This window comes from Vreelandella sp. 2A-K22 (assembly GCF_054065485.1).
In genome coordinates, this window is sequence record NZ_JBSUGC010000003.1 from 287025 (window position 1) to 308397 (window position 21373).

General features: G+C 56.3%; 20 protein-coding genes. 12 read left to right on the forward strand and 8 right to left on the reverse strand.

All coding sequences use genetic code 11. The features are described from left to right. Positions 1–200 precede the first annotated feature (200 nt). A complete protein-coding gene (locus ACW17M_RS05710; protein WP_457547036.1) occupies positions 201–1412 on the forward strand; it encodes an NnrS family protein in 1212 nt (403 codons plus the stop codon). A 72-nt stretch (positions 1413–1484) separates the two neighbouring features. Here the strand turns inward: ACW17M_RS05710 and ACW17M_RS05715 are convergent, their stop codons facing one another. The 8 genes from ACW17M_RS05715 to ubiU all read right to left on the reverse strand — a co-directional run bounded on the left by ACW17M_RS05715 (position 1485) and on the right by ubiU (position 7538). After that, positions 1485–1961 (reverse strand): DUF4870 family protein, encoded by a 477-nt coding sequence (locus ACW17M_RS05715; RefSeq protein ID WP_457547037.1) that lies wholly within the window; start codon positions 1959–1961, stop codon positions 1485–1487. 127 nt (positions 1962–2088) lie between these two features. Continuing rightward, entirely contained in the window at positions 2089–2535 is a 447-nt protein-coding gene (locus tag ACW17M_RS05720; protein ID WP_022523538.1) for an Rrf2 family transcriptional regulator, read from the reverse strand. Positions 2536–2654: 119 nt separating this feature from the next. Further along, entirely contained in the window at positions 2655–3113 is a 459-nt protein-coding gene (locus tag ACW17M_RS05725; RefSeq protein WP_457547038.1) for a hypothetical protein, read from the reverse strand. 19 nt (positions 3114–3132) lie between these two features. Next, entirely contained in the window at positions 3133–3417 is a 285-nt protein-coding gene (locus ACW17M_RS05730; RefSeq protein ID WP_457547039.1) for a 4Fe-4S cluster-binding domain-containing protein, read from the reverse strand. A gap of 70 nt (positions 3418–3487) precedes the next feature. Next, positions 3488–3652 (reverse strand): anaerobic ribonucleoside-triphosphate reductase, encoded by a 165-nt coding sequence (gene nrdD / locus ACW17M_RS05735; RefSeq protein WP_027959384.1) that lies wholly within the window; start codon positions 3650–3652, stop codon positions 3488–3490. A 44-nt stretch (positions 3653–3696) separates the two neighbouring features. Further along, positions 3697–5448 (reverse strand): ribonucleoside triphosphate reductase, encoded by a 1752-nt coding sequence (locus ACW17M_RS05740; protein ID WP_457547040.1) that lies wholly within the window; start codon positions 5446–5448, stop codon positions 3697–3699. Positions 5449–5585: 137 nt separating this feature from the next. Continuing rightward, a complete protein-coding gene (locus ACW17M_RS05745) occupies positions 5586–6533 on the reverse strand; it encodes a U32 family peptidase (protein ID WP_342583991.1) in 948 nt (315 codons plus the stop codon). A 9-nt stretch (positions 6534–6542) separates the two neighbouring features. Then, a complete protein-coding gene (gene ubiU, locus ACW17M_RS05750; protein ID WP_342583990.1) occupies positions 6543–7538 on the reverse strand; it encodes a ubiquinone anaerobic biosynthesis protein UbiU in 996 nt (331 codons plus the stop codon). Positions 7539–7779: 241 nt separating this feature from the next. On the opposite strand from ubiU, the gene hemN reads away from it, so the two are divergent. The 11 genes from hemN (at position 7780) to ACW17M_RS05805 (ending at position 21311) form a co-directional block, all read left to right on the forward strand. Continuing rightward, entirely contained in the window at positions 7780–9165 is a 1386-nt protein-coding gene (gene hemN, locus ACW17M_RS05755; RefSeq protein ID WP_342583989.1) for an oxygen-independent coproporphyrinogen III oxidase, read from the forward strand. Between the two features lie 174 nt (positions 9166–9339). Further along, positions 9340–13122 (forward strand): nitrate reductase subunit alpha, encoded by a 3783-nt coding sequence (locus tag ACW17M_RS05760; RefSeq protein ID WP_342583988.1) that lies wholly within the window; start codon positions 9340–9342, stop codon positions 13120–13122. Continuing rightward, the gene (narH, locus tag ACW17M_RS05765; RefSeq protein WP_009286654.1) at positions 13119–14681 is read left to right on the forward strand and encodes a nitrate reductase subunit beta; all 1563 of its coding nucleotides are present in this window, start codon (positions 13119–13121) and stop codon (positions 14679–14681) included. The genes ACW17M_RS05760 and narH overlap by 4 nt, the downstream gene beginning before the upstream one ends. Then, positions 14674–15486 (forward strand): nitrate reductase molybdenum cofactor assembly chaperone, encoded by an 813-nt coding sequence (gene narJ, locus ACW17M_RS05770; RefSeq protein WP_022523530.1) that lies wholly within the window; start codon positions 14674–14676, stop codon positions 15484–15486. The genes narH and narJ overlap by 8 nt, the downstream gene beginning before the upstream one ends. 13 nt (positions 15487–15499) lie before the next feature. After that, positions 15500–16192, forward strand: a complete 693-nt coding sequence (gene narI, locus ACW17M_RS05775; RefSeq protein WP_039858452.1) for a respiratory nitrate reductase subunit gamma — start codon at positions 15500–15502, stop codon at positions 16190–16192. Positions 16193–16232: 40 nt separating this feature from the next. After that, positions 16233–17054 (forward strand): peptidylprolyl isomerase, encoded by an 822-nt coding sequence (locus tag ACW17M_RS05780; protein WP_027959391.1) that lies wholly within the window; start codon positions 16233–16235, stop codon positions 17052–17054. 35 nt (positions 17055–17089) lie between these two features. Further along, on the forward strand, positions 17090–17668 hold the full coding sequence (gene moaB / locus ACW17M_RS05785; RefSeq protein ID WP_138801024.1) for a molybdenum cofactor biosynthesis protein B: 579 nt from the start codon (positions 17090–17092) through the stop codon (positions 17666–17668). Next, complete coding sequence (locus ACW17M_RS05790; RefSeq protein ID WP_022523527.1) at positions 17665–18927, forward strand: molybdopterin molybdotransferase MoeA; 1263 nt, start codon at positions 17665–17667, stop codon at positions 18925–18927. Before moaB ends, ACW17M_RS05790 begins: the two co-directional genes overlap by 4 nt. A 52-nt stretch (positions 18928–18979) precedes the next feature. Then, on the forward strand, positions 18980–19384 hold the full coding sequence (locus ACW17M_RS05795) for a putative zinc-binding protein (RefSeq protein WP_009286657.1): 405 nt from the start codon (positions 18980–18982) through the stop codon (positions 19382–19384). After that, a complete protein-coding gene (gene moaA / locus ACW17M_RS05800; protein WP_022523526.1) occupies positions 19381–20370 on the forward strand; it encodes a GTP 3',8-cyclase MoaA in 990 nt (329 codons plus the stop codon). The genes ACW17M_RS05795 and moaA overlap by 4 nt, the downstream gene beginning before the upstream one ends. A gap of 149 nt (positions 20371–20519) precedes the next feature. Next, a complete protein-coding gene (locus tag ACW17M_RS05805) occupies positions 20520–21311 on the forward strand; it encodes a DUF6694 family lipoprotein (protein WP_411906402.1) in 792 nt (263 codons plus the stop codon). The last annotated feature ends 62 nt before the right edge of the window (positions 21312–21373 follow it).

A 21373-nucleotide genomic window follows, 5' to 3' on the forward strand; every position in this document is an offset into this window, starting at 1 on the left:
ACCATCAAGGGGCTTTGTTAAGGAGAGGGGGCTGCTAGTCATTTGAATAACAAGGCCTGAAGACAATGCAAAAGCGTCTGTCATTGAGTGACGAAGTAGCTTATTTGAGCCTATAAGATGCATTTTTGATACTTGTCATGGTTTTTGTTATTAGCCTGACGCACAATGCAAATCCAAGTAATTCAGTGGGGTATTATGCTATGCCAACCATCACCTCTTCCCAGCCTGCCTCCAAGCTCAAGCAACTACCGTTGCTGCGTCTGGCTTTTCGGCCCTTTTTCCTGTTGGCCGCGCTGTTCAGTATTTTATCTCTACTGGTATGGCTGGGCTTTTGGCATGGCAATATTTTGCTGCGCCCTTATGGCGGCCTGGTGTTCTGGCATCAGCATGAAATGTTGTTTGGTTTTGCCGCAGCAGTGATCGGAGGGTTTTTGCTTACCGCTGTACGAAACTGGACAGGCTTGCCAAGTTTAAACGGCGGGCCGCTACTGGGTCTGGTGGCGTTTTGGCTATTAGGTAGGGTGCTGATGGCTTTTCCCATGGATTTGCCAGGATGGCTGCTGCTGGCGGTTGACCTTGCATTTCTTCCAGTGGTCGCCATTGTTATGGCGCGTCTGGTCATTACCGCAAAGCGTTGGCGCAACCTGATCTTTATTCCCGCGCTGTTGCTGTTTGCCACGGCTAACCTGGCGATGCACTTAGGGGTGATGCAGGGTGACGCCGAGCTGATCCGCCAAGCCGCCTACTTGGCCGTACTGTTAATCACACTGATGATGACAGTCGTTGGCGGGCGTGTGATTGCCATGTTCACTGCCAATCGTCTGGGGCGCCCAAAACCTGAACCTATTGCTTTACTCGAAGGAGTAACGCTGGTGAGTACGGCTGGCGTAGTCGTGCTGCAGCTGGTCATCATGTTGGGGGTTGCCATTCCTGCTTTATTAATGGGGGGAGTGATGCTCTTGGCGGCGTTGGCCAACACTGTTCGCATGGCGCGCTGGGGTGGGCTGCATAGCTGGCGTGAACCTTTACTTTGGGGGCTGCACGGTAGCTACGCCTGCATTCCGCTAGGGCTTATCATGTGGGTCTTGGCACTCATGGGGCTGATGCGCGTTGAACTTGCCGTGCACGCCCTGACCATTGGTGGCATGGGCACCATGATGCTGGCCATGATGGCCAGGGTTTCGCTAGGTCATACGGGCCGCCCCATACGCACTTTGCCCGGTATTGGTGTGGCGCTGGGCTTAATGCTAATAGCCGCCTTGGTGCGCTCACCCGTCTTGGCGTTATTTCCCCAGATCACCCACTGGACCTATACGCTGAGCATCATCTTCTGGTGCGTTGCCTACGCAATATTCGTCGTGCACTACACTTGGCCGTTGATGCAGGCGCGAGTCGATGGTCAGGATGGTTGAACGAATAATAGATGGCGCCTGCATCCGTCCGGATGCAGGCGTATTAAAACCATTGAGGTATTCAAACGCTCATTAGCGATCAGCCAGGGTGACCCGGGCACCGCCAAAGGCAAGACTGCGTGGGTTAGCCACTGGACGGTTGTTGGTGAGGCGGGTAATGCCTACCCCGCAACGGCCCACCATCCAGATCAGGCAGGCTGTAAAATAGAGGTAGCCCAGAGCCCAGGGGGCTACTGCCGGTAGCCCGATCCAGCCCAGTAGATGCCAAATGGCAGTGAACAACACCCCGCCTAATAGCCCTAACCAAAACGTTCTAATCTGAAACTGCAAATGGGAAGCGACCCACTCCTCGGCATCGTTTCTTTTCATGTGGGCAATGAGTGCCCCTATGGGGGCGGTGACCACCGCTAATACGCTACCCAGAAAGAGCATATAGACAACGATAGCCGTGCCACGTCCGCGGCTTTTCTTAAACGTATTAGAGGAAGTCGACGTTGAAGTGGCCGCGGAGTGAGATGCGGAGGGCATGGAGGATGGGGAAATAGCCATAGAGAACCTCATTCGGCAAAGTGGGAACCATTAATAGCGCGTTAAAATGCATTTTTAATGCATTTATTGTAGAGCAACTATGCAGAATTTCCTTAGCTGAAATTAATAGGGTTGTTTCTAGTGATTGTCAGACATTGACGGTGGGGATACGCATTAGTCCTGCCAACTGCGGGTAACGATTGGACAACACATCTGCCAAGGTATAGCGGTCAAGCACCTCCAGAAACGCTGACAATGCTTCGTTTAGAATGGGCTGGAGCCGACAAGAAGGGGTGATGATGCAGTTGTTATCGCTATGAAAGCACTCGACTAGCTCCATGCCATGTTCCATTTCGCGCACGAGTTTACCCAGCACGATAGTAGCGGGGTCTCGCGTGAGCAATAGGCCACCGTTCTTGCCCCGAATAGCGGTAACGTAGTTCTTCTGGCTAAGCTCCTGAACGACTTTCATCAGGTGATTGCGAGAAATATCAAAGGTCTCTGCGATCTCATTGATAGTAGAACGCTCTTCGCCTTTCACGGCGAGGAAGATCAACACGCGTATTGAATAATCGGTGAATCGAGTGAGATGCATGGAGTGTGCTTTGCTCCGAGAGTAATCCAACTGTAAAAGAAACATGTTGTATGAACGTTCAGTAAGTTGCAATCAGAACATGGGGGTACTAATGCTGACCTGAGTCAAGAAGGAAAGCGTTATTGCCTTAGCTCAAGCTGGTCAAAGTACGGTTTCAAACGGCTTACCAGCGCATTCATCTGAGCTGTAGATGGAGTATTGGCAACTGGCTGAGAATAGGTGGGATCGAAGCATTGCTCGCTGCGGGCCACCTGCAGCGCATAGTGGCGTACCCCACAGTCGGCAAGACTCAGTGCCAGGCGTTCCACATCGGCAAGCTGAAAATCTTTCCAGTGAATGGTGGTACGGCACTCGAAATTGAGTCCGCTGTCGAGCAAAGCTTCCAAGCTGCGGGCATGCAACTGCCAGATGCCGGGACGGCCGCAGATGCGGTCAAACTCTTTTCCGCGTCCTTTTACATCCAGCCCCACCCAGTCAAGGTGCGGTAATAGCTGGGTGAGGCGGTCAGGATAAGGGCCGGCGGTATGTAGTCCCACCTTAAAGCCCAATGCTTTCACTTCCTTTACTGCATCGGACAAACCGGCATTCAGGGTGGGCTCACCACCGCTGAAAACCACCGCTGAAAACCACCGCTTCCAGCAGGCCTTGCCTGGTGCTCAGGAATTCCCGTATCGCTTGCCACTCCTGGGGTTCACCTCGGCGCGACGGGATCATGTTGGGATTGTGGCAGTAGCCGCAGCGTAGCGGGCAGCCTTGGAGAAAGACAACACACGCCAGATGATCGGGATAATCCAGTGTGGTCATGGGCACAAGGCCGGCAATCGGCAGCCGAACCGAAGATAATTTAGTTGTGATGTCGTCAAGTGTCGTCTGCATAGCCATAGTGATATCCCCCTGCTGGGGCGCCTGTAGCCAGACCCCCCAGCTGTCGTTAGAGAAAAGTGAGGGCTAGCTACCGAGAGGCGGCGGCTTCAGTAAAATGGCGTCGCTCCTGGTGTTCGGCACGTTTGCCGATATTGAACTGACTTACCGGGCGGTGGTAGCCCATGACGCGGGTCCAGACTTCGCAGCGCTGGCGCTGCTCAGTGGGCAAGCTAGCATATTGAGAGGTTTGCATTAGCGTGTTCCTTAAACGAGTTGAGAAAAAGTGAGGCAAATGCCTCAAGCCGTGGCGGCGTCGATTGCGCTCGCCGTTTTTGCCCAAAGTGCTTCGTCGCACTTGGGGCAGAACTCATGTTCACCCGACAGGTAGCCATGCACCGGGCAGATCGAAAAGGTGGGTGTGACTGTGAGGTAGGGTAAGCGAAAGTGAGAGAGCGCCGTTTTAACCAGCTTGCGACAGGCGGAGGCCGAGGTAATCCGTTCGCGCATATAGAGATGCAATACCGTGCCACCGGTGTAGCGAGTCTGTAAGGGGTTTTGATGGCTCAGTGCCTCAAAGGGATCATCGGTATGACCCACCGGCAATTGACTAGAATTGGTGTAGTAGGGCGCCTCGGGTGTACCGGCTTGAAGAATGTCAGGAAAGCGCGTCAGATCCTCCCGGGCAAAGCGGTGAGTGGTGCCCTCTGCCGGGGTGGCTTCAAGGTTATACATGTGGCCGGTCTGTTCTTGAAATTCGCGCATCCGCTCCCGAACGTGGTCAAGAAGATCCAGTGCCAGCTGTAGCCCTTGGGCGTCGGCGATATCGCAGCGATCCCCAGTAAAGTTGCGTACCATTTCGTTGAGCCCATTCACACCCAGAGTAGAGAAATGATTGCGTAACGTGCCCAGGTAGCGCTGGGTAAAGGGGTAGAGCCCCTGATCCATTAGTTGCTGAATGCGCTCGCGCTTGAGTTCGAGGCTATCGCGCCCGAGCGACAGAAGGCGATCCAGCTCGCTGAACAGCCCGGCCCGGTCGCCGGCAAAGCGGTAACCCAACCGGGCACAGTTGATCGTCACTACTCCCAACGATCCGGTTTGCTCCGCACTGCCGAACAGACCGTTGCCGCGTTTGAGCAGTTCACTCAAATCAAGCTGCAGGCGGCAGCACATGGAACGCACCATGTGGGGTTCCAGATCCGAATTGAGAAAGTTTTGAAAGTAGGGCAGTCCATACTTGGCGGTCAGTGCGAAGAGCCGCTCGGCGTTGTCGCTTTCCCAGTCGAAATCATGGGTGATGTTATAAGTGGGTATCGGGAAGGTGAACACACGCCCGTGGCGATCCCCGGCCTCCATGACTTCCAAATAGGCCCGGTTGATCAAGTCCATTTCAACCTGCAGTTCGCCGTAACTGAACGGCTGCTCCTCTTCGCCGATAACCGGTACCTGATGGCGCAAGTCGTCGGGGCAGACCCAGTCGAAGGTTAGGTTGGTGAAGGGCGTCTGGCTACCCCAGCGCGAAGGTACATTTAGGTTGTAGATGAATTCCTGAAGCGCCTGCTTAACCTGCGCGTAGGTCAGGCCGTCCTTGCGCACGTAGGGTGCCAGATAGGTATCGAAAGAGCTGAAGGCTTGTGCCCCGGCCCACTCGTTCTGCAAGGTGCCAAGAAAATTAACCATTTGCCCCAGGGCACTTGAAAGGTGGCGGGGCGGGTGGCTTTCGGCTCGTCCCGGTACCCCATTAAATCCCTCTAGCAGCAAAGTACGCAGCGACCAGCCGGCGCAATAGCCGCACAGCATATCCAGGTCGTGAATATGCAAATCACCTTCCCTATGAGCTTCCCCCACGGTGTGGGGGTAAATCTCATCGAGCCAGTAGTTGGCTATCAACTTGCCCGAGACGTTGAGGATTAAACCGCCCAATGAATAGCCCTGGTTGGCATTGGCGTGAACACGCCAGTCGGCGCGTTGGAGGTACTCATTGACCGTCGAAGCGACGTCAATATGATGCTTTGCTACCTGAACGCTTGTGGAGCTTTTCACCCAATTCACCTATATATGCTAGATTTAATAAAAATAAATACTATATGTGGTGTTAAAGGGTAAGCGTTCAGGATTTTGCAATAAATGACCCAGGTCAAAAATGGTGGGGAAAAATAGTAAGGCGTGGTGGCGCCTAGGCTATTGTTTTAGCCGGTCATCGTGCGGGTGTTATCCATACCCGGTCGGCCATACCAGTAACCGTCGCAGATTTCAGCATCCACCAGTGTCAAAGGATCGGGCGTAGCTAACCTGCCGTGGCGGGACTGATCGAAAGCCTTGACCACCTCGGCCATGCCTTCCGCCCGTGGGCTGAGACGTGCCACTGATACCCCCATATCCGCCATGACCATAAGTTCATGACGCAGATCCTGGCAGGCGCTGGAAAGGGTTTGAATACCGTTCAGGGTAAAAACATCCCGGGACTCTTGTGAACGTAGCACCAAGCCTTCGGGGTACTTTTGGCAGACGAACTTGCAGCGGTCTTTGGGTGTTTGGTGACGCCGGGCGGTAAAACAGCGTGACGACCAGGCCAAGGGGAGATGCCCGTAGGCGAATACTTCGCATGGGTGGGGAACGCCTGCCTGGTGGCAATCGTTAATAAGCTTGGCTAAGTCTTGCTGTGACATTTCCACCGGCGCTTGCCAACGCCGCATGCCGGCACGGGCCATAACGCCCAGTGTCGCCGGGTTGTAGAGGTTGAGCGCAGCACCGGCGATAAACGGCAGTCCGGCACTGGAGAGGCGCTGCAGGGCACTCTGGTCATTGGCCTCGACAATAAAGTCGCCGTTGTCACACAGCTTGCGTAAGTCACGCAGATCGGCCTCAGACTCGATCAGTGTCTGGCTGGCGAGTACCACCTGCTTGCCCGCCTGGGCGAGCTCGCGCCCAATGCCTAGCCAGTCGTCCAGTTTCATATCGCGGCGCCGCGAGCAGACGGTTTCGCCCAGGGTTATAATCTCTACCGGCCAGTCGGCCGCCTCGCGGTAGAAGTCGGCGTAGCGTTGCCGAGTCCAGTAAAAAAGCACCGGCCCGAGGGAGAGTTGCAGAGGGCCGGTTGATAAGGTCGGTGATAGGGGAGGTGTAGTGTTCGGCATAGTAGGCTCCTATTTCCAGCGGCGCTCGTAGGCGCCTAGGGTAGTGATGGCACCTTCGGAAAGCTCGGCAAGGCCTGCCATCCAGGCGGGTTCTGGATCAAAGCGCTCAGGCTGAGCCTCTAGGCGGTTGAGCGCCTGACGCCAGATCCCGGCCACTTTAGAGACATAGGCGGGGCTGCGCTGACGACCTTCAATTTTGACGGCGCTAATACCCAGGTCGCGTAGTTCCGGCAATAGCTCCAGAGTATTGAGGCTGGTGGGTTCCTCAATGGCGTGATAGGTCTCGCCCGTTACCTCGAAGCGACCCTTGCATAGGGTGGGGTAGCCTGCGCGCTCGCCTTCGGCGTAGCGGTCGATAAGAACATTGTTAAGGCGTGACTCTAAGCCCTCAGGCGTTTCTTCCCAGCGGACATGAGCCGCTGGCGAGCAGACGCCCCGGGTATTGGGCGATTCGCCGGTCAGGTAGGAGGAGAGATAGCAGCGTCCTTCGGCCATGATGCACAGGCTGCCGAAAGCGAACACCTCCAGTTCTACCGGTGTTTGCTTGGCCAGGTCGCGTACCTGAGTGATTGACAGCACCCGTGGAAGTACGGCGCGCTTGATGCCGAAATGCTGGTGGTAAAAGCGTAGCGCTTCATGGCTGGTCGCCGAACCCTGCACTGAAAGGTGCCGCGAGATCTCGGGGTGATGGCGAGTAGCGTAGTCGAGCAGTCCCATATCGGCGAGAATCAGCGCATCCACGCCCAGTTCGGCGGCCTGATCCACGGCCCGAGTCCAGTGTTCCCAGCCATCGGGCTGGGGATAGGTATTAATGGCGCAAAAAACGCGTTTGCCATGTCGGTGGGCGTAATCGATCCCCTCGCGGGCACGTTTGTCGGTAAAGTTTAGCCCGGCGAATTGCCGTGCGTTGGTGATGTTCTGGAAACCGAAATAGACAGCGTCGGCACCTTCATCTACAGCGCGCTTTAGAGCGGGCAGGTTGCCAGCGGGACATACAAGCTCCATAGCGAGACTCCTTGCGGGAAAAGTCCGAGCATTTTAGTCACCTATTTTTTGTCGGCTTTTGACACAGGTCATATCGGGGTGGCTTTCAAAAGAGGATAACGCTGCAGAGTAGGCAAGCTGGATGCAGGCAGTTTTTAAAACGTATATTGTATGAATATTAACCAATGCTTGCTGCACCCACTTCCAGAGTTCCATTTCAGAGACCTCTTTTAGAGCCCCTTTTCAGAGACCTACTTCGATCATGCAAGATAAACTGCTCTTCAATCGTCCCCTGGTAGAGAAATATGACCGCCCAGGCCCGCGGTACACTTCTTATCCCACTGCGCCCCAGTTTCATGCCGCGTTTGCCGAGGATGATTACCGTAGCGCCGCCGAGCGCAGTAATCGGGTCGCAGTACCCAAGCCGCTTTCGGTCTATGTGCATATCCCGTTCTGCAAAAGCCTTTGCTACTACTGCGCCTGCAACAAAATCATTACTCATAATACCGAGCGAGCTGCCGAATACCTCCAGTGGTTAAAACAGGAGATACGTGTTCAGGGAGCGCTGTTCGATACCACCCGCCAAATGACCCAACTGCATCTGGGCGGCGGCACCCCAACCTACTTAAGCAATGCCCAGCTACGCGAACTGATGGCGGCGCTGGACGAAGCCTTTCACTTCGCCGCACCTGAAGAGCGTGAATTCTCGCTGGAGGTAGACCCTCGCACCGTGACACCCGAACAGGTGTACGAGCTCTACGCGCTGGGCTTCAATCGGTTGAGCTTCGGTGTGCAGGATTTCGATCACGACGTGCAGCAAGCTGTCAATCGCGTCCAGAGCGAAGAGCAGGTGGTATCCCTGGTCAAGGCTGCCCGCGAGGCGGGGTTTGAATCGGTCAGCGTTGACCTGATCTACGGTTTACCGCTGCAGACAGTGGCGAGTTTCGATACGACGCTAACCAAGATTATTGACCTGCAACCGGATCGCATTGCCGCTTATAGCTACGCCCATCTGCCCGAACTGTTTAAAGCTCAGCGGCTAATTCGCCCCGAAGACATGCCGCCACCCGAGCGCAAGCTGGAGCTGCTGGAGCTTACGATTAACCGCCTGACGTCTGCAGGATATGTCTACATAGGCATGGATCACTTCGCCCTTCCGAATGACGAGCTGAGCCTGGCCCGTGAAAATGGCACTCTGCAGCGCAATTTTCAGGGCTACTCTACCCACGCCGACTGCGACATGATTGGGCTGGGCATTACTTCGATTGGCAAGGTGGGCGATACCTACAGCCAAAACGTCAAGGAAACTGCCCAGTATCAGCATCGTTTGGATGAAGGGCGTTTACCGGTCTTCCGTGGCTATCGCCTTAGCGATGACGACCGCCTGCGCCGCGATGTCATTAATACCCTGATGTGTCACGGCCGACTTGAATTTTCCGCTATTGAAGCCCGGCACAATGTCGATTTTCGCAGCTACTTCGCGAGTGCCTTGGCGAGCCTCGAAGAGATGGCGGACGACGGGTTAATTGCTTTGCGCGACCATGACATCGAGGTGCTGCCTTCAGGGAGGTTAATGATCCGCAACCTGGCCATGGCGTTCGACGCCTACCTGAAACCAACGGAAAACCGTTATTCGCGCACGGTGTAATTTCAACAGCGCCAACCGTCTATTCCTTTACGTTGGCCGCTCTATCACCTTGGGGGTAGATAGGGTGTATATGGAGGTAATCACGCAGTAATTCGCTTGTCGATCACGCAGAATCCACTCCATGGAGCCCGCACTGTCGGGTATGCAAATTTCCGAGGAGCCTGGAGATCGACCATGAGTCACTTCATAGATCGGCTGAATTTCTTCCGCAAGTCCCGCGAGCCTTTTGCCAACGAACACGGTGAGCTACGCAGCGAATCCCGCCAGTGGGAAGATAGTTATCGTGCCCGCTGGCAGCACGACAAAGTAGTACGCAGTACCCACGGGGTGAACTGCACCGGCTCCTGTAGCTGGAAGATCTACGTTAAGAACGGTTTAGTTACCTGGGAAACCCAGCAGACTGACTACCCCCGTACCCGTCCCGACCTGCCTAACCATGAGCCGCGTGGCTGCCCCCGCGGCGCCAGCTACTCCTGGTATCTGTACAGCGCCAACCGCCTCAAGTACCCGTTGATCCGCAAGCCGTTGCTGGCGCTATGGCGCGAAGCGCTCAAGGCTAACCCAGATCCGGTCGACGCCTGGGCGTCTATTGTCGAAGACCCCGCCAAGACCAAACAGTACAAGCGTGCTCGCGGCATGGGCGGCTTCGTTCGCGGAAACTGGGACGAGCTCAACGAGCTGGTGGCGGCCTCTAACGTTTACACCGCCAAGCAGTATGGCCCCGACCGTATTCTTGGCTTCTCGCCGATTCCTGCCATGTCGATGGTCAGCTACGCCGCGGGTAGCCGCTACCTCTCGCTGATTGGCGGCGTCTGCATGAGCTTCTACGACTGGTATTGCGACTTGCCCCCAGCCTCACCGATGACCTGGGGCGAGCAGACCGACGTACCTGAGTCCGCTGACTGGTACAACTCCGGCTACATCATCGCCTGGGGCTCCAACGTGCCCCAGACGCGTACCCCGGATGCCCACTTCTTTACCGAAGTACGTTACAAGGGCACCAAGACGGTTTCGATCACTCCGGATTATGCCGAAGTCTCCAAACTCACCGACGAATGGCTGTCCGCCAAACAGGGCACCGATGCCGCCCTGGCGATGGCCATGGGCCATGTCATCCTCAAAGAGTTCCACCTCGATAACCCGAGTGCTTACTTCACTGACTATGTACGCCGCTATACTGACATGCCGTTCCTGGTGGAACTGGAAGTGCGTGAAGATGGCAGCTTCGCACCGGGCCGCCAACTGCGTGCGAGTGATTTTGATGCTGCCCTGGGCCAGGAAAACAATCCCGAGTGGAAAACCGTTGCCTGGGACGAAACCCGTGACCAGCTGGTGGTACCACGGGGTTCCATCGGTTTTCGCTGGGGCGAAACCGGCGACGAAGTGGGCAAGTGGAACCTGGAATCGCTGGACGCCGCAGGCGCTGAAATCAAGCCGTTACTCAGTTTGGTCAACCACCACGATAGCGTCGCGCGCGTGGCGTTCCCTTACTTCGGTGGCATTGAGCACGAGCACTTTGAGCACGTAAAAGGGGCCGGTGTTGGTGCTGCTGACGACCTGCTGTTCCACAATTTGCCCGCCAAACGCTTGAAGAGAGCCGATGGCAGCGAAATGCTGGCGGTCACCGTTTTTGATCTGATGTGTGCCAACTACGGTATCGACCGTGGCTTTGTCGGCGACGGCGAAGATGATGGCGCGACCTCGTTTGATCAGATTCGCCCCTATACCCCCGCGTGGCAGGAGAAAATCACCGGTGTCCCTGCAGAGCAGTGCACCCGCATTGCCCGTGAATTTGCCGACAACGCCCATAAAACCAACGGCCGTAGCATGATCATCGTTGGTGCCGGTATGAACCACTGGTACCACATGGATATGAACTACCGCGGCCTGATTAACATGCTGGTCATGTGTGGTTGTATCGGTCAGAGCGGTGGCGGCTGGGCCCACTACGTTGGTCAGGAAAAACTGCGTCCGCAGACTGGCTGGACGCCTTTGGCCTTTGGCCTCGACTGGCAGCGCCCGCCGCGCCACATGAACTCTACTTCCTTCTTCTATAGTCACTCCTCCCAGTGGCGCTACGAGAAGCTAGAGATTAAAGAAATTCTTTCGCCGTTGGCCAAGGCCGAGGATTACCCCGGCAGCCTGATCGACTTTAACGTGCGCGCTGAGCGCATGGGCTGGCTGCCGTCAGCACCTCAACTGGACACTAACCCGCTACGCCTGGCGAAAAAAGCCGAAGCCGCGGGTATGTCGACAGCCGACTATGCGGTTCAGCAGCTCAAGAGCGGTGAACTGCGCTTTGCCGCGGAAGACCCGGACGCGCCAGAGAACTTCCCGCGCAATATGTTCATCTGGCGCTCCAACCTGCTGGGTAGCTCCGGTAAGGGCCATGAGTACATGCTCAAGTACCTGCTGGGTACTCGCCACGGTATTCAGGGTAAAGATCTGGGCGACTTCGGCGGCCAGAAGCCCGAAGAAGTCGTATGGCGTGACGAGGCGCCGGAAGGCAAGCTCGACCTGCTGGTGACGCTGGATTTCCGCATGTCCACCACCTGCCTCTACTCGGATATCGTGCTGCCTACGGCGACCTGGTATGAGAAGGACGACCTTAACACTTCTGACATGCACCCCTTTATTCACCCGTTGACTGCCGCCACCGACCCGGCCTGGGAATCGCGCAGCGACTGGGATATTTACAAGGGCATTGCCAAGGCTTTCTCCAAGGTGTGTGTAGGCCACCTAGGCGAAGAGACCGACCTGGTCACTCTGCCGATGCAGCACGACTCGCCAGGAGAGTTGGCCCAACCGGCGGTGATGGATTGGAAGAAGGGCGAATGCGCGCCGATTCCCGGCAAGACCATGCCATCGCTGATTGAGGTTAAGCGCAACTATCCCGAAACCTATGAGCGCTTCACTTCTGTTGGGCCGCTGCTGGAAAGCATCGGTAACGGCGGCAAGGGCATCGCCTGGAATACCGATGCTGAAGTCGAGCTGCTGGGAAAACTCAACCATCGCAAACTGGATGGCCCGCATAAAGGGCGTCCGTTGATCGACAGCGCTATTGATGCTGCCGAGATGATTCTGACCCTGGCACCGGAAACCAACGGCGCCGTGGCAGTAAAAGCGTGGGATGCACTCTCCAAAATTACCGGGCGTGACCATACCCACCTGGCAAGGCCCAAACATGACGAAAAAATCCGCTTTCGCGATGTCGTCGCCCAGCCGCGTAAGATTATCTCCAGCCCGACCTGGTCCGGCCTCGAGGATGAACATGTCTCCTATAACGCCGGCTACACCAACGTTCACGAGCTGATTCCCTGGCGCACCGTGAGTGGCCGTCAGCAGTTCTATCAGGATCACGCCTGGATGCGCGCTTTCGGCGAAAGCCTGCTGGTCTATCGTCCGCCCATCGATACCAAGGCGGCCAAAGGCTTCCAGCTTCCCGCCGACAACGGCTTCAAGAGCAAGGCGCTGAACTTTCTCACGCCGCACCAGAAGTGGGGCATCCACTCCACTTACTCGGACAACCTGCTGATGTTGACGCTTAACCGAGGCGGCCCGGTGGTGTGGCTCTCCGAGGCGGACGCGGCTGAGATCGATATCGAGGACAACGACTGGATCGAGGTCTACAACGCCAACGGCTCGATTGCCGCGCGGGCAGTGGTCAGCCAGCGGGTCAAGGCGGGCATGGTGATGATGTACCACGCCCAGGAGCGCAACGTGAACGTCCCTGGCTCTGAGGTCACCGGTACGCGGGGCGGTATTCACAACTCGGTCACCCGTGTCTGCCCCAAGCCAACCCATATGATCGGCGGCTACGCGCAGCTCTCTTACAGTTTTAATTACTACGGCACCGTCGGCTCAAATCGCGATGAGTTCGTGTTAGTGCGCAAGATGAAACACGTTGACTGGCTGGATGGTGAAGGCAATGACAGCGTTCAGGAGGCCGTGAAATGAAAATTCGTTCCCAGGTAGGCATGGTTCTCAATCTTGATAAGTGTATTGGTTGCCACACCTGTTCGGTGACCTGCAAAAATGTCTGGACCAGTCGCGAAGGTATGGAGTACGCCTGGTTCAACAATGTCGAGACCAAGCCCGGTATCGGCTATCCCAAAGAGTGGGAGAACCAGGCCAAGTGGAAGGGCGGCTGGATGCGCCGTAACGACGGTCGGATTGAACCGCGTATTGGTGGCAAATGGCGGGTGCTGGCGAACATTTTCGCCAACCCCGACCTGCCCGAGATGGATGACTACTATGAGCCGTTCACTTTCGACTACCAACACCTGCATACCGCCAAGATCGGCGAGCACCAGCCGGTGGCGCGTCCGCGCTCGCTGATTTCCGGTCAGCGTATGAAAAAGATCGAATGGGGCCCGAACTGGGAAGAGATTCTTGGCACCGAGTTCGCCAAGCGGCGCAAAGACGCCAACTTCGACAAGGTGCAGGCAGATATTTACGGCCAGTTCGAAAACACCTTCATGATGTATCTGCCGCGTCTGTGCGAGCACTGCTTGAACCCAACCTGTGTAGCGGCTTGCCCAAGTGGTGCGATCTACAAGCGGGAAGAGGACGGCATCGTTCTAATCGACCAGGACAAGTGCCGTGGCTGGCGTATGTGTATCTCCGGCTGCCCCTACAAGAAGATCTACTACAACTGGAAAAGCGGTAAGTCCGAGAAGTGTATTTTCTGCTACCCGCGTATCGAGGCCGGTCAGCCGACCATCTGCTCCGAGACCTGTGTGGGCCGCATTCGCTATCTCGGCGTGCTGCTGTATGACGCTGATCGGATCGAGGAAGTGGCAAGCTCCCCTGACGAGCGTGATCTCTACCACCGCCAGTGCGAGATTTTCCTAGATCCCAACGATCCGGAAGTGATTGCCCAGGCCAAGCGGGATGGCATCCAGGATAACGTCATTAAAGCCGCCCAGGCCTCACCGGTTTACAAGATGGCTATCGACTGGGGATTGGCGCTGCCGCTGCACCCGGAATACCGCACGCTGCCGATGGTGTGGTACGTGCCGCCGCTGTCGCCGATTCAGTCCGCCGCTGAGGCGGGGCATGTAGAGTTCGATGGCATCCTGCCCAAGATCGAATCACTGCGTATCCCGGTGAAGTACCTGGCTAACCTGTTGACAGCCGGTGAAGAGGAGCCCGTGGTATTGGCACTCAAGCGCTTGATGGCGATGCGTGTCTACATGCGCGGCAAGCACGTGGATGGCGCCCCTAATGCCGAGGTGCTCGACGCCGTAGGTCTGAGCGTAGCCCAGGTGGAAGAAATGTACCGCTACCTGGCCATTGCCAACTACGAGGATCGTTTCGTGATCCCCACCAGCCATCGTGAGATGGCAACCGAAGCCTTCCCCGAGCGGGGTGGATGTGGCTTTACCTTTGGTGATGGTTGCCACGGTGAGAGCCAGCCCAACCTATTTAACGGCCGTAAGCAGACCAGCGTTTTGGTAAAACCGGTAGAGGTCTTCGACCCACAGCCACAACTTGAGGAGTCTCGTCATGACTGAAGCCGCTACCCAATCGCCGACCCCGGTAGAGCCGTCGTTCGAACCGCTACAGGGTATGCGTAGCCTACGCGTACTGGCCCGCCTGCTCGATTACCCGACCCAGGAACTGCAGGATGCCAGCGGCGAGCTCATCGAAATTCTCAATGCCGAACGCCGCCTGGGGGCGGCTCTCAAATCGTCGCTAATGGAGTGGTGTCAGCGTCTCCAAGAGGGCGACCTGCTTGAGCTGCAGGCCGAGTACGTCGCCATGTTCGATAAGGGGCGGGCTACGTCGCTGCTGCTATTCGAGCACGTTCACGGTGAATCCCGCGATCGTGGTCAGGCCATGGTCGATCTTATGGCCGAATATAGCGCGGCCGGTTTCGAACTGGATGCCCGGGAGCTGCCGGACCATATACCGGTATTTCTTGAATACCTTTCGATGTGCGACGACGCCGAGATCGGCCGTTGGTTGGGCGAAATACGTCATATCCTGGCGCTGCTCACCGCGCGGCTGGAGGAGCGCGGAGCGGATCACGCCCTGGTGCCGCTATCACTCTTGGCGTTAATTGGGGCCGAGGGCGATGTCGAAGAGCATCGGCCCCAGGTCAAAAAAGAAGCGCCTGATAACACCCCCGAAGCCTTGGACGCCGTATGGGAAGAAGAAGCGGTGCGTTTCTCGGCAACCTCTGACGAAGACTGCGCGCTGCAGTCTGCCGAAGGCCGCCGCTTGGCCGAGCGCAAACACACCGTTCAGAGCCAGCCGGTACGCATTATGCCTGCTCCGTCTTTAAATGCCTCTTCCGCTCCTTCCGCCGATCGTTAATAGGAGAATCACCATGTATGACGCGATTGCGCATTACTTAACCCATCTGATCTACGGTTACTACCCCTATCTCGCGGGCACGGTGTTTCTGCTTGGCAGCCTGCTCCGTTTTGATCATGGTCAGTACACCTGGAAGACCGGTTCTAGCCAGATGCTCTCTTCAAAGAATATGCGCCTGGGCAGCAACCTGTTTCATATCGGTATTATCGTGATTTTCTTCGGCCATCTGGTGGGCATGCTCACACCGCACTGGGTCTATGAACCGTTCCTGCACGCCGGTACTAAACAGCTAGTGGCTATCGTGGTGGGCGGTATTGCCGGTGCCATGTGCGTGGTGGGCGGCGCCATGTTGCTCTATCGCCGCTTGGCCAACCCACGCGTAAAGGCGTCGTCGAGCATGATGGATACCTTGATCCTGGGCTTGATCGTCTTACAGGCGTGCCTGGGTATGGTGACCATCATCTTCTCGTTGGGCCATATGGACGGCGAGATGATGCTGACACTCTCCAGCTGGGCGCAGTCGATTGTCTTCTTCAGCGGCGGTGCGGCGGACTACATGCAGGAAGTGTCATGGATCTACAAACTGCATATCTTTATCGGCTTAACCATCATCCTGCTGTTCCCGTTTTCGCGGCTGGTGCATGTGTGGAGCGCGCCGTTCGGCTATGTAACCCGGCGCTATCAGCTTGTCCGCCGTCGTGGCTAAAAACTGGCTTGTGCTCGGCCAGGCCTAGAGGAGAAATAACATGCAGATGATTGATATCGAACAGCTACCTGGGGGCGTCGCTGCGCCTCCGGTACGTGTCGGTGACACCCCTATCGATGAAGCAACGATTGCGTTGGAGATGCAGTACCACCCCGCCGAAACGTCGGGGGAGGCCCAGCTTCAGGCGGCCCGCGCCCTGGTGGTCAGGGAACTGCTGCGCCAGCGAGCCAACGTCCTGGGCCTACTGTCGAGGCAGGAAACTAACGAAGCACAGGAAGATGCGGCGATTGCTGCCTTGCTCGAACAGGAGCTTGAGGTGCCGGAACCGGGGGAAACAGATTGCCAGCGCTTTTTTGACACCCACCGCGAGCGCTTCAGCGAACCAGTGCAGTTACGCGTTCGGCATATCCTGCTCGCGGCCGCACCCGATGACTCCCAGGGTCGCGACGACGCTTACCAGCTTGGTGAAAAGCTACTCGAACAGCTTAAGCAGATACCCGAACGGTTTGCCGAATTTGCTCAACACCACTCCGCGTGCCCTTCAAAAGAGCTGGATGGTGATTTGGGCTGGCTGGTGTCAGGGCAGACTGTTCCGGAGTTGGATCGCGCTTTGCAGCACTTACCCGAAGGTCTACACGAGCGCCCCTTGGCGTCTCGCTATGGCTGGCATGTGGTGAGTATTGACGAGCGGCGAGACGGTAGGGCGTTACCTTTCGATCAAGTGATTGACCGGGTGCGCCATAGCCTACGGGAACAGGCAACTCGACGTGCGCTGCGTCACTATTTGCTGGCGTTAGAGAGCGAAATAGGCGTCGAAGGGATTGTTCTGGATGACGATGCTGGCGGCAGCTTGATGCAATAGCTTGAAGCAATAGCAAAGCTAATAGGAGAGGCTTGATGTCCCATGTTCCTGTAGATGCTCTTTTCACTCCGCTCGGCATCGCGGTGCTAACGGTTTCCGATACCCGTGGTTTCGACGAGGATGGTAGCGGTGACCTGCTGGTTGAACATCTGAGCGAAAGCGGCCATATCCTGGTCGAGAGGCGCATCGTTTCTGATGATATCTACCAGGTTCGTGCCGTGGTCTCGGAGTGGATTGCTCGAACGGATGTCCACGCGATTCTGGTTAATGGCGGCACTGGCTTTACCTCCCGGGATACCACTCCCGAGGCGTTGATACCGCTGTTCGACAAAGCGATTGAGGGGTATGGCGAGCTGTTCCGCCACTACTCCCTGAAAACAATCGGCACAGCGACGATCCAGTCTCGCGCCGTAGCGGGGGTGGCCAACCGAACGATGATATTTGCGATGCCCGGTTCGCCCAAAGCGTGTGCCTTGGCGTGGGACAGGATTATTGCTTTGCAGCTGGACTCCCGCACTCGGCCCTGCAACTTCGCCGCCATGGTGCTGCCTTCAGCGACCCCGTGCAGTGGACGTCACACAGCGACTTCTTCCAATGAGGTGGAGCGCTTATGAACTGTCACTGCGCAGAAATAGTCACGCCCGGCTTGTTAGATCTGTTTGATGCGCGCCAACGGCTTATCGACGCAGCCACGCCCATTAATGCAGTAGAAACCATCACCCTAGAACAATCGACAGGGCGAGTGCTGGCAGAAACGCTGGTCGCTCCTCTCGATATGCCGGGCGTGGACAATAGCGCTATGGATGGTTACGCGCTGTGTCTGGCTGATTACCAAGCGGCACCTCGCGGCGCAGGCTTACCCATTCTCCAACGCGTACCAGCTGGCGCAGGCGTCATGCTGCTACCGGAAGGAGGCTGCGCGCGTATTTTTACCGGCGCGCCGGTGCCCATGGGGGCAGATATTGTGGTGCCTCAAGAGCGGGTGACTCTTGATCCGCGCGGGCATATACACCTCGAGGGTAGCTTGGTGCTAGGCGCTAACATTCGTCGCCAAGGCGAGGAGACTCGCATAGGCACCCCGCTGCTCGCTGCGGGTAAGCTTCTTGATGCCGCGTCGATTGCGCTGCTGGCAAGCCATGGAATCAATGCCGTGACTGTCAAACGGCGTCTGAGGGTGGCGCTGCTTTCCACCGGCGATGAGCTGATTGCCCCAGGTACAGTGCGATCACCGGGACAGGTATACGACAGCAACCGCGCCATGCTTAACGTACTGCTAGCGCAAGCTCAGTGCGACGTGCTGGATTTGGGCATCATCGCTGATTCACCGCAGTCATTGCATCAGGCCTTTGAGCACGCACAAACCGTTGCGGATGTGGTGATGTGCACCGGAGGCGTTTCGGTAGGCGAGGAGGATCATGTACGCCCAGTGATTGAGCAGCGCGGTGGCTTACATTTTCATGGTGTCGCCATGAAGCCAGGGAAGCCCTTTGCGTTCGGTTATCTGGGCGCGGAGCCTGCCTCTTCCACACCGTTAATGGCGCTGCCGGGTAATCCTGTGGCCTCCCTGGTGGGCTGGCAGCTGCTGGCGCTGCCGTTTATCCATGCCATGCAAGGTAGAGCCGTAGCGGCTCTACAGCGTTATCCGGTAAAAGCGGGCTTTTCTCAGCGTGGCCCCCAGGGGCGCTGCGAGCTACTACGGGTGGTGATGGATTGGTCACAGGGGGCTCCCGTGGCGCAGCTAGCGGGCGGGCAGGGCTCACATATGCTCAGCGCGGCTAGCCAGGCCCATGGTTATTTAATGATTAACCCCGCCACGGAGGTAACTGAAGGGGCCACCTATCACTATTACCCCATCAATCAGTTCGCCGCTTGAACAGCTTTTCCTATCGTGGCCACTGACCTCGTTTTTTTTCATAGGAGAGGGTATGTCTTCACAACACAAACCCCGCACACTGATTTATGCCTGCTCCGGCTGCTCTGATGTGGCGCAACTTGCCAATAGCGTTGCCCTGCGTCTTGACCATGCAGGAGAGGCAGAAATGTCCTGCATTGCTGGTGTGGGCGGTGGTGTGCCCGGTCTGGTGCGCATTGCCCGCTCAGGGCGCCCTATTGTAGCCATTGACGGGTGCCAGATGCACTGCGCCAGCCACTGTCTCGCCAAAGCGGATGTGATACCCACAGAGCACGTAAAGCTATATGAAAACGGCCTGCGCAAGCGGCGGGGCCAGTTTTATGATGAGCAAACAATCATCGACGTCACCGCAGAAGTAAAAGAACTCATTGCACGGCTGCCCGTTAATGCCAATACCCAAGAGGAACCCATGGAATGAGTGCGCTAGTCGATGGGTATGGCCGTACGGTGCGTTACCTGCGTATATCGGTAACTGATCGTTGTGATTTTCGCTGTGTGTACTGCATGGCTGAGGAAATGACCTTTCTGCCACGCGCCCAACTGCTTACCCTTGAGGAGATAGCCGCGCTTTCACAGGCATTTGTCGAGCTGGGTGTGGAGAAAATCCGTCTAACTGGCGGTGAGCCGCTGGTACGCCAGGGCGTACTCACGCTAGTGCAAAAACTCGGTGCATTGGAAGGTCTGCGCGAGCTGGCGATGACCACCAACGGCTCAGGGTTGGTCAAGCATGCCAATGCTTTGCGGCAAGGCGGGCTACATCGGCTCAATATTAGCCTCGACTCGCTCAAGCCCGAACGCTTTAAAGCATTAACCCGGACGGGGGATCTTGATCAGGTGATCGCGGGTATCCGTGCAGCGCGCCGCGCTGGCTTTCAGTCGATTAAGCTCAACGCCGTATTGCTCAAGGGGCGCAATGACGACGAAATTATCGACTTGGTAAACTTTGCCCGGGATGAACAAGTCGATATAAGCTTTATTGAGGAGATGCCGCTGGGCGCTATCAGCGAGCATAACCGTGGTGAAACCTTTCTTTCCACCGATGCGGTACGCGAGACCATAGAAAACCACTATCAACTCTTACCCACCACCGAGACCACCCTAGGGCCATCCCGTTATTACCGCATGGTAGACAGCCAGTCGAGGATTGGCTTTATTTCTCCCCATAGCCACAATTTCTGCTCTGCCTGTAATCGTGTTCGGGTGACGGCTGAAGGGCGACTACTCCTTTGCTTGGGCAATGAGCACTCGGTAGATTTACGCGCCGTAATGCGACGTTATCCGGGTGATACCCAGCGGCTTAAATCGAGCATTGTGGCGGCCATGAAGAAAAAACCTGAGCGCCATCACTTCACGACGGATGGTGAAGTTCAAATAGTGAGGTTTATGAATGCAACAGGCGGGTAATACGATTCGGTCAGCGTTCAAAGCTAGCAGGGGCTAGTGGTGAATAGCGCTTTCCGTTAAGCTCCTCGACAATTTTTTATTTTTGGTTGCGTTGAGGTGATTGTATGTGGAGCCTGCTAAGGCTGTCTGCAATATCACTATCAGTACTCATGATAGCTGGTTGCTCAGATCCCAAAATTGATACTAGCTCCATGCCTGCGTCGGTTGTCTCGGTTGAGAAAGTGCGTAACTCCTTGCCCACCTACAAGCGCGATGAGTTTGATCAAGGCTTGATCATTATCGCCACGTCGACGTCGTTTAGTGGTATCGATATTCTCAACCCCCACCGCATGAATGCCGCTGAGATTGCCGAAACTGCCAATGTGCAAATGCATGGGTTAACGGGGGATCAGGTGATTCAGCGTGCCGATCAAATTCTGCGCGAGCGTCGGGCACGCGAACGCGAACAGGCTATTCGCACCTTAAAGCGGCTGGAAGAGAAGCGTGCAAAAGCCACCAGTGATCAGCAGCAGTTAGCGCGGTTTACCATTGACAGTGCTCGCTATTACATTGGCTCAAGCCCTTATGGCGCTCCGGAACCTGTGATTGATCTTACAGTGACCAATGACACGGATCAGGCCATTTCTGAGCTTCTGTTGAGGGGCGTGGTGACGAGCCCTGATCACTCAGCAGCTTGGGTAGACGAAACGTTTTACTACGTTGTTCCTGGTGGCATTGAGCCTGGTGAAACACTGGAGTGGAGCCTTGCGCCTAACCGCTTTGGCCCATGGGGGAATGCTCAAATACCCAGCGATGCAGAGCTGACGGTCACCTTGCAAGGGTTGAAAGGGCTTGATGAGCAGCCATTATGGGACTCCCCTGAGCTAACGGAACACGAACTGGCCAGGCTTGAGCAACTGCAGAAGGAGTATGGTGGCATTGCTTTCTCCCGTTTGGAGTGAGTCTCGTGTGGACTAAGCTCTTTGTGGGGTAAACGGTGCAAAAACCACAGCGCCCTAGCGGT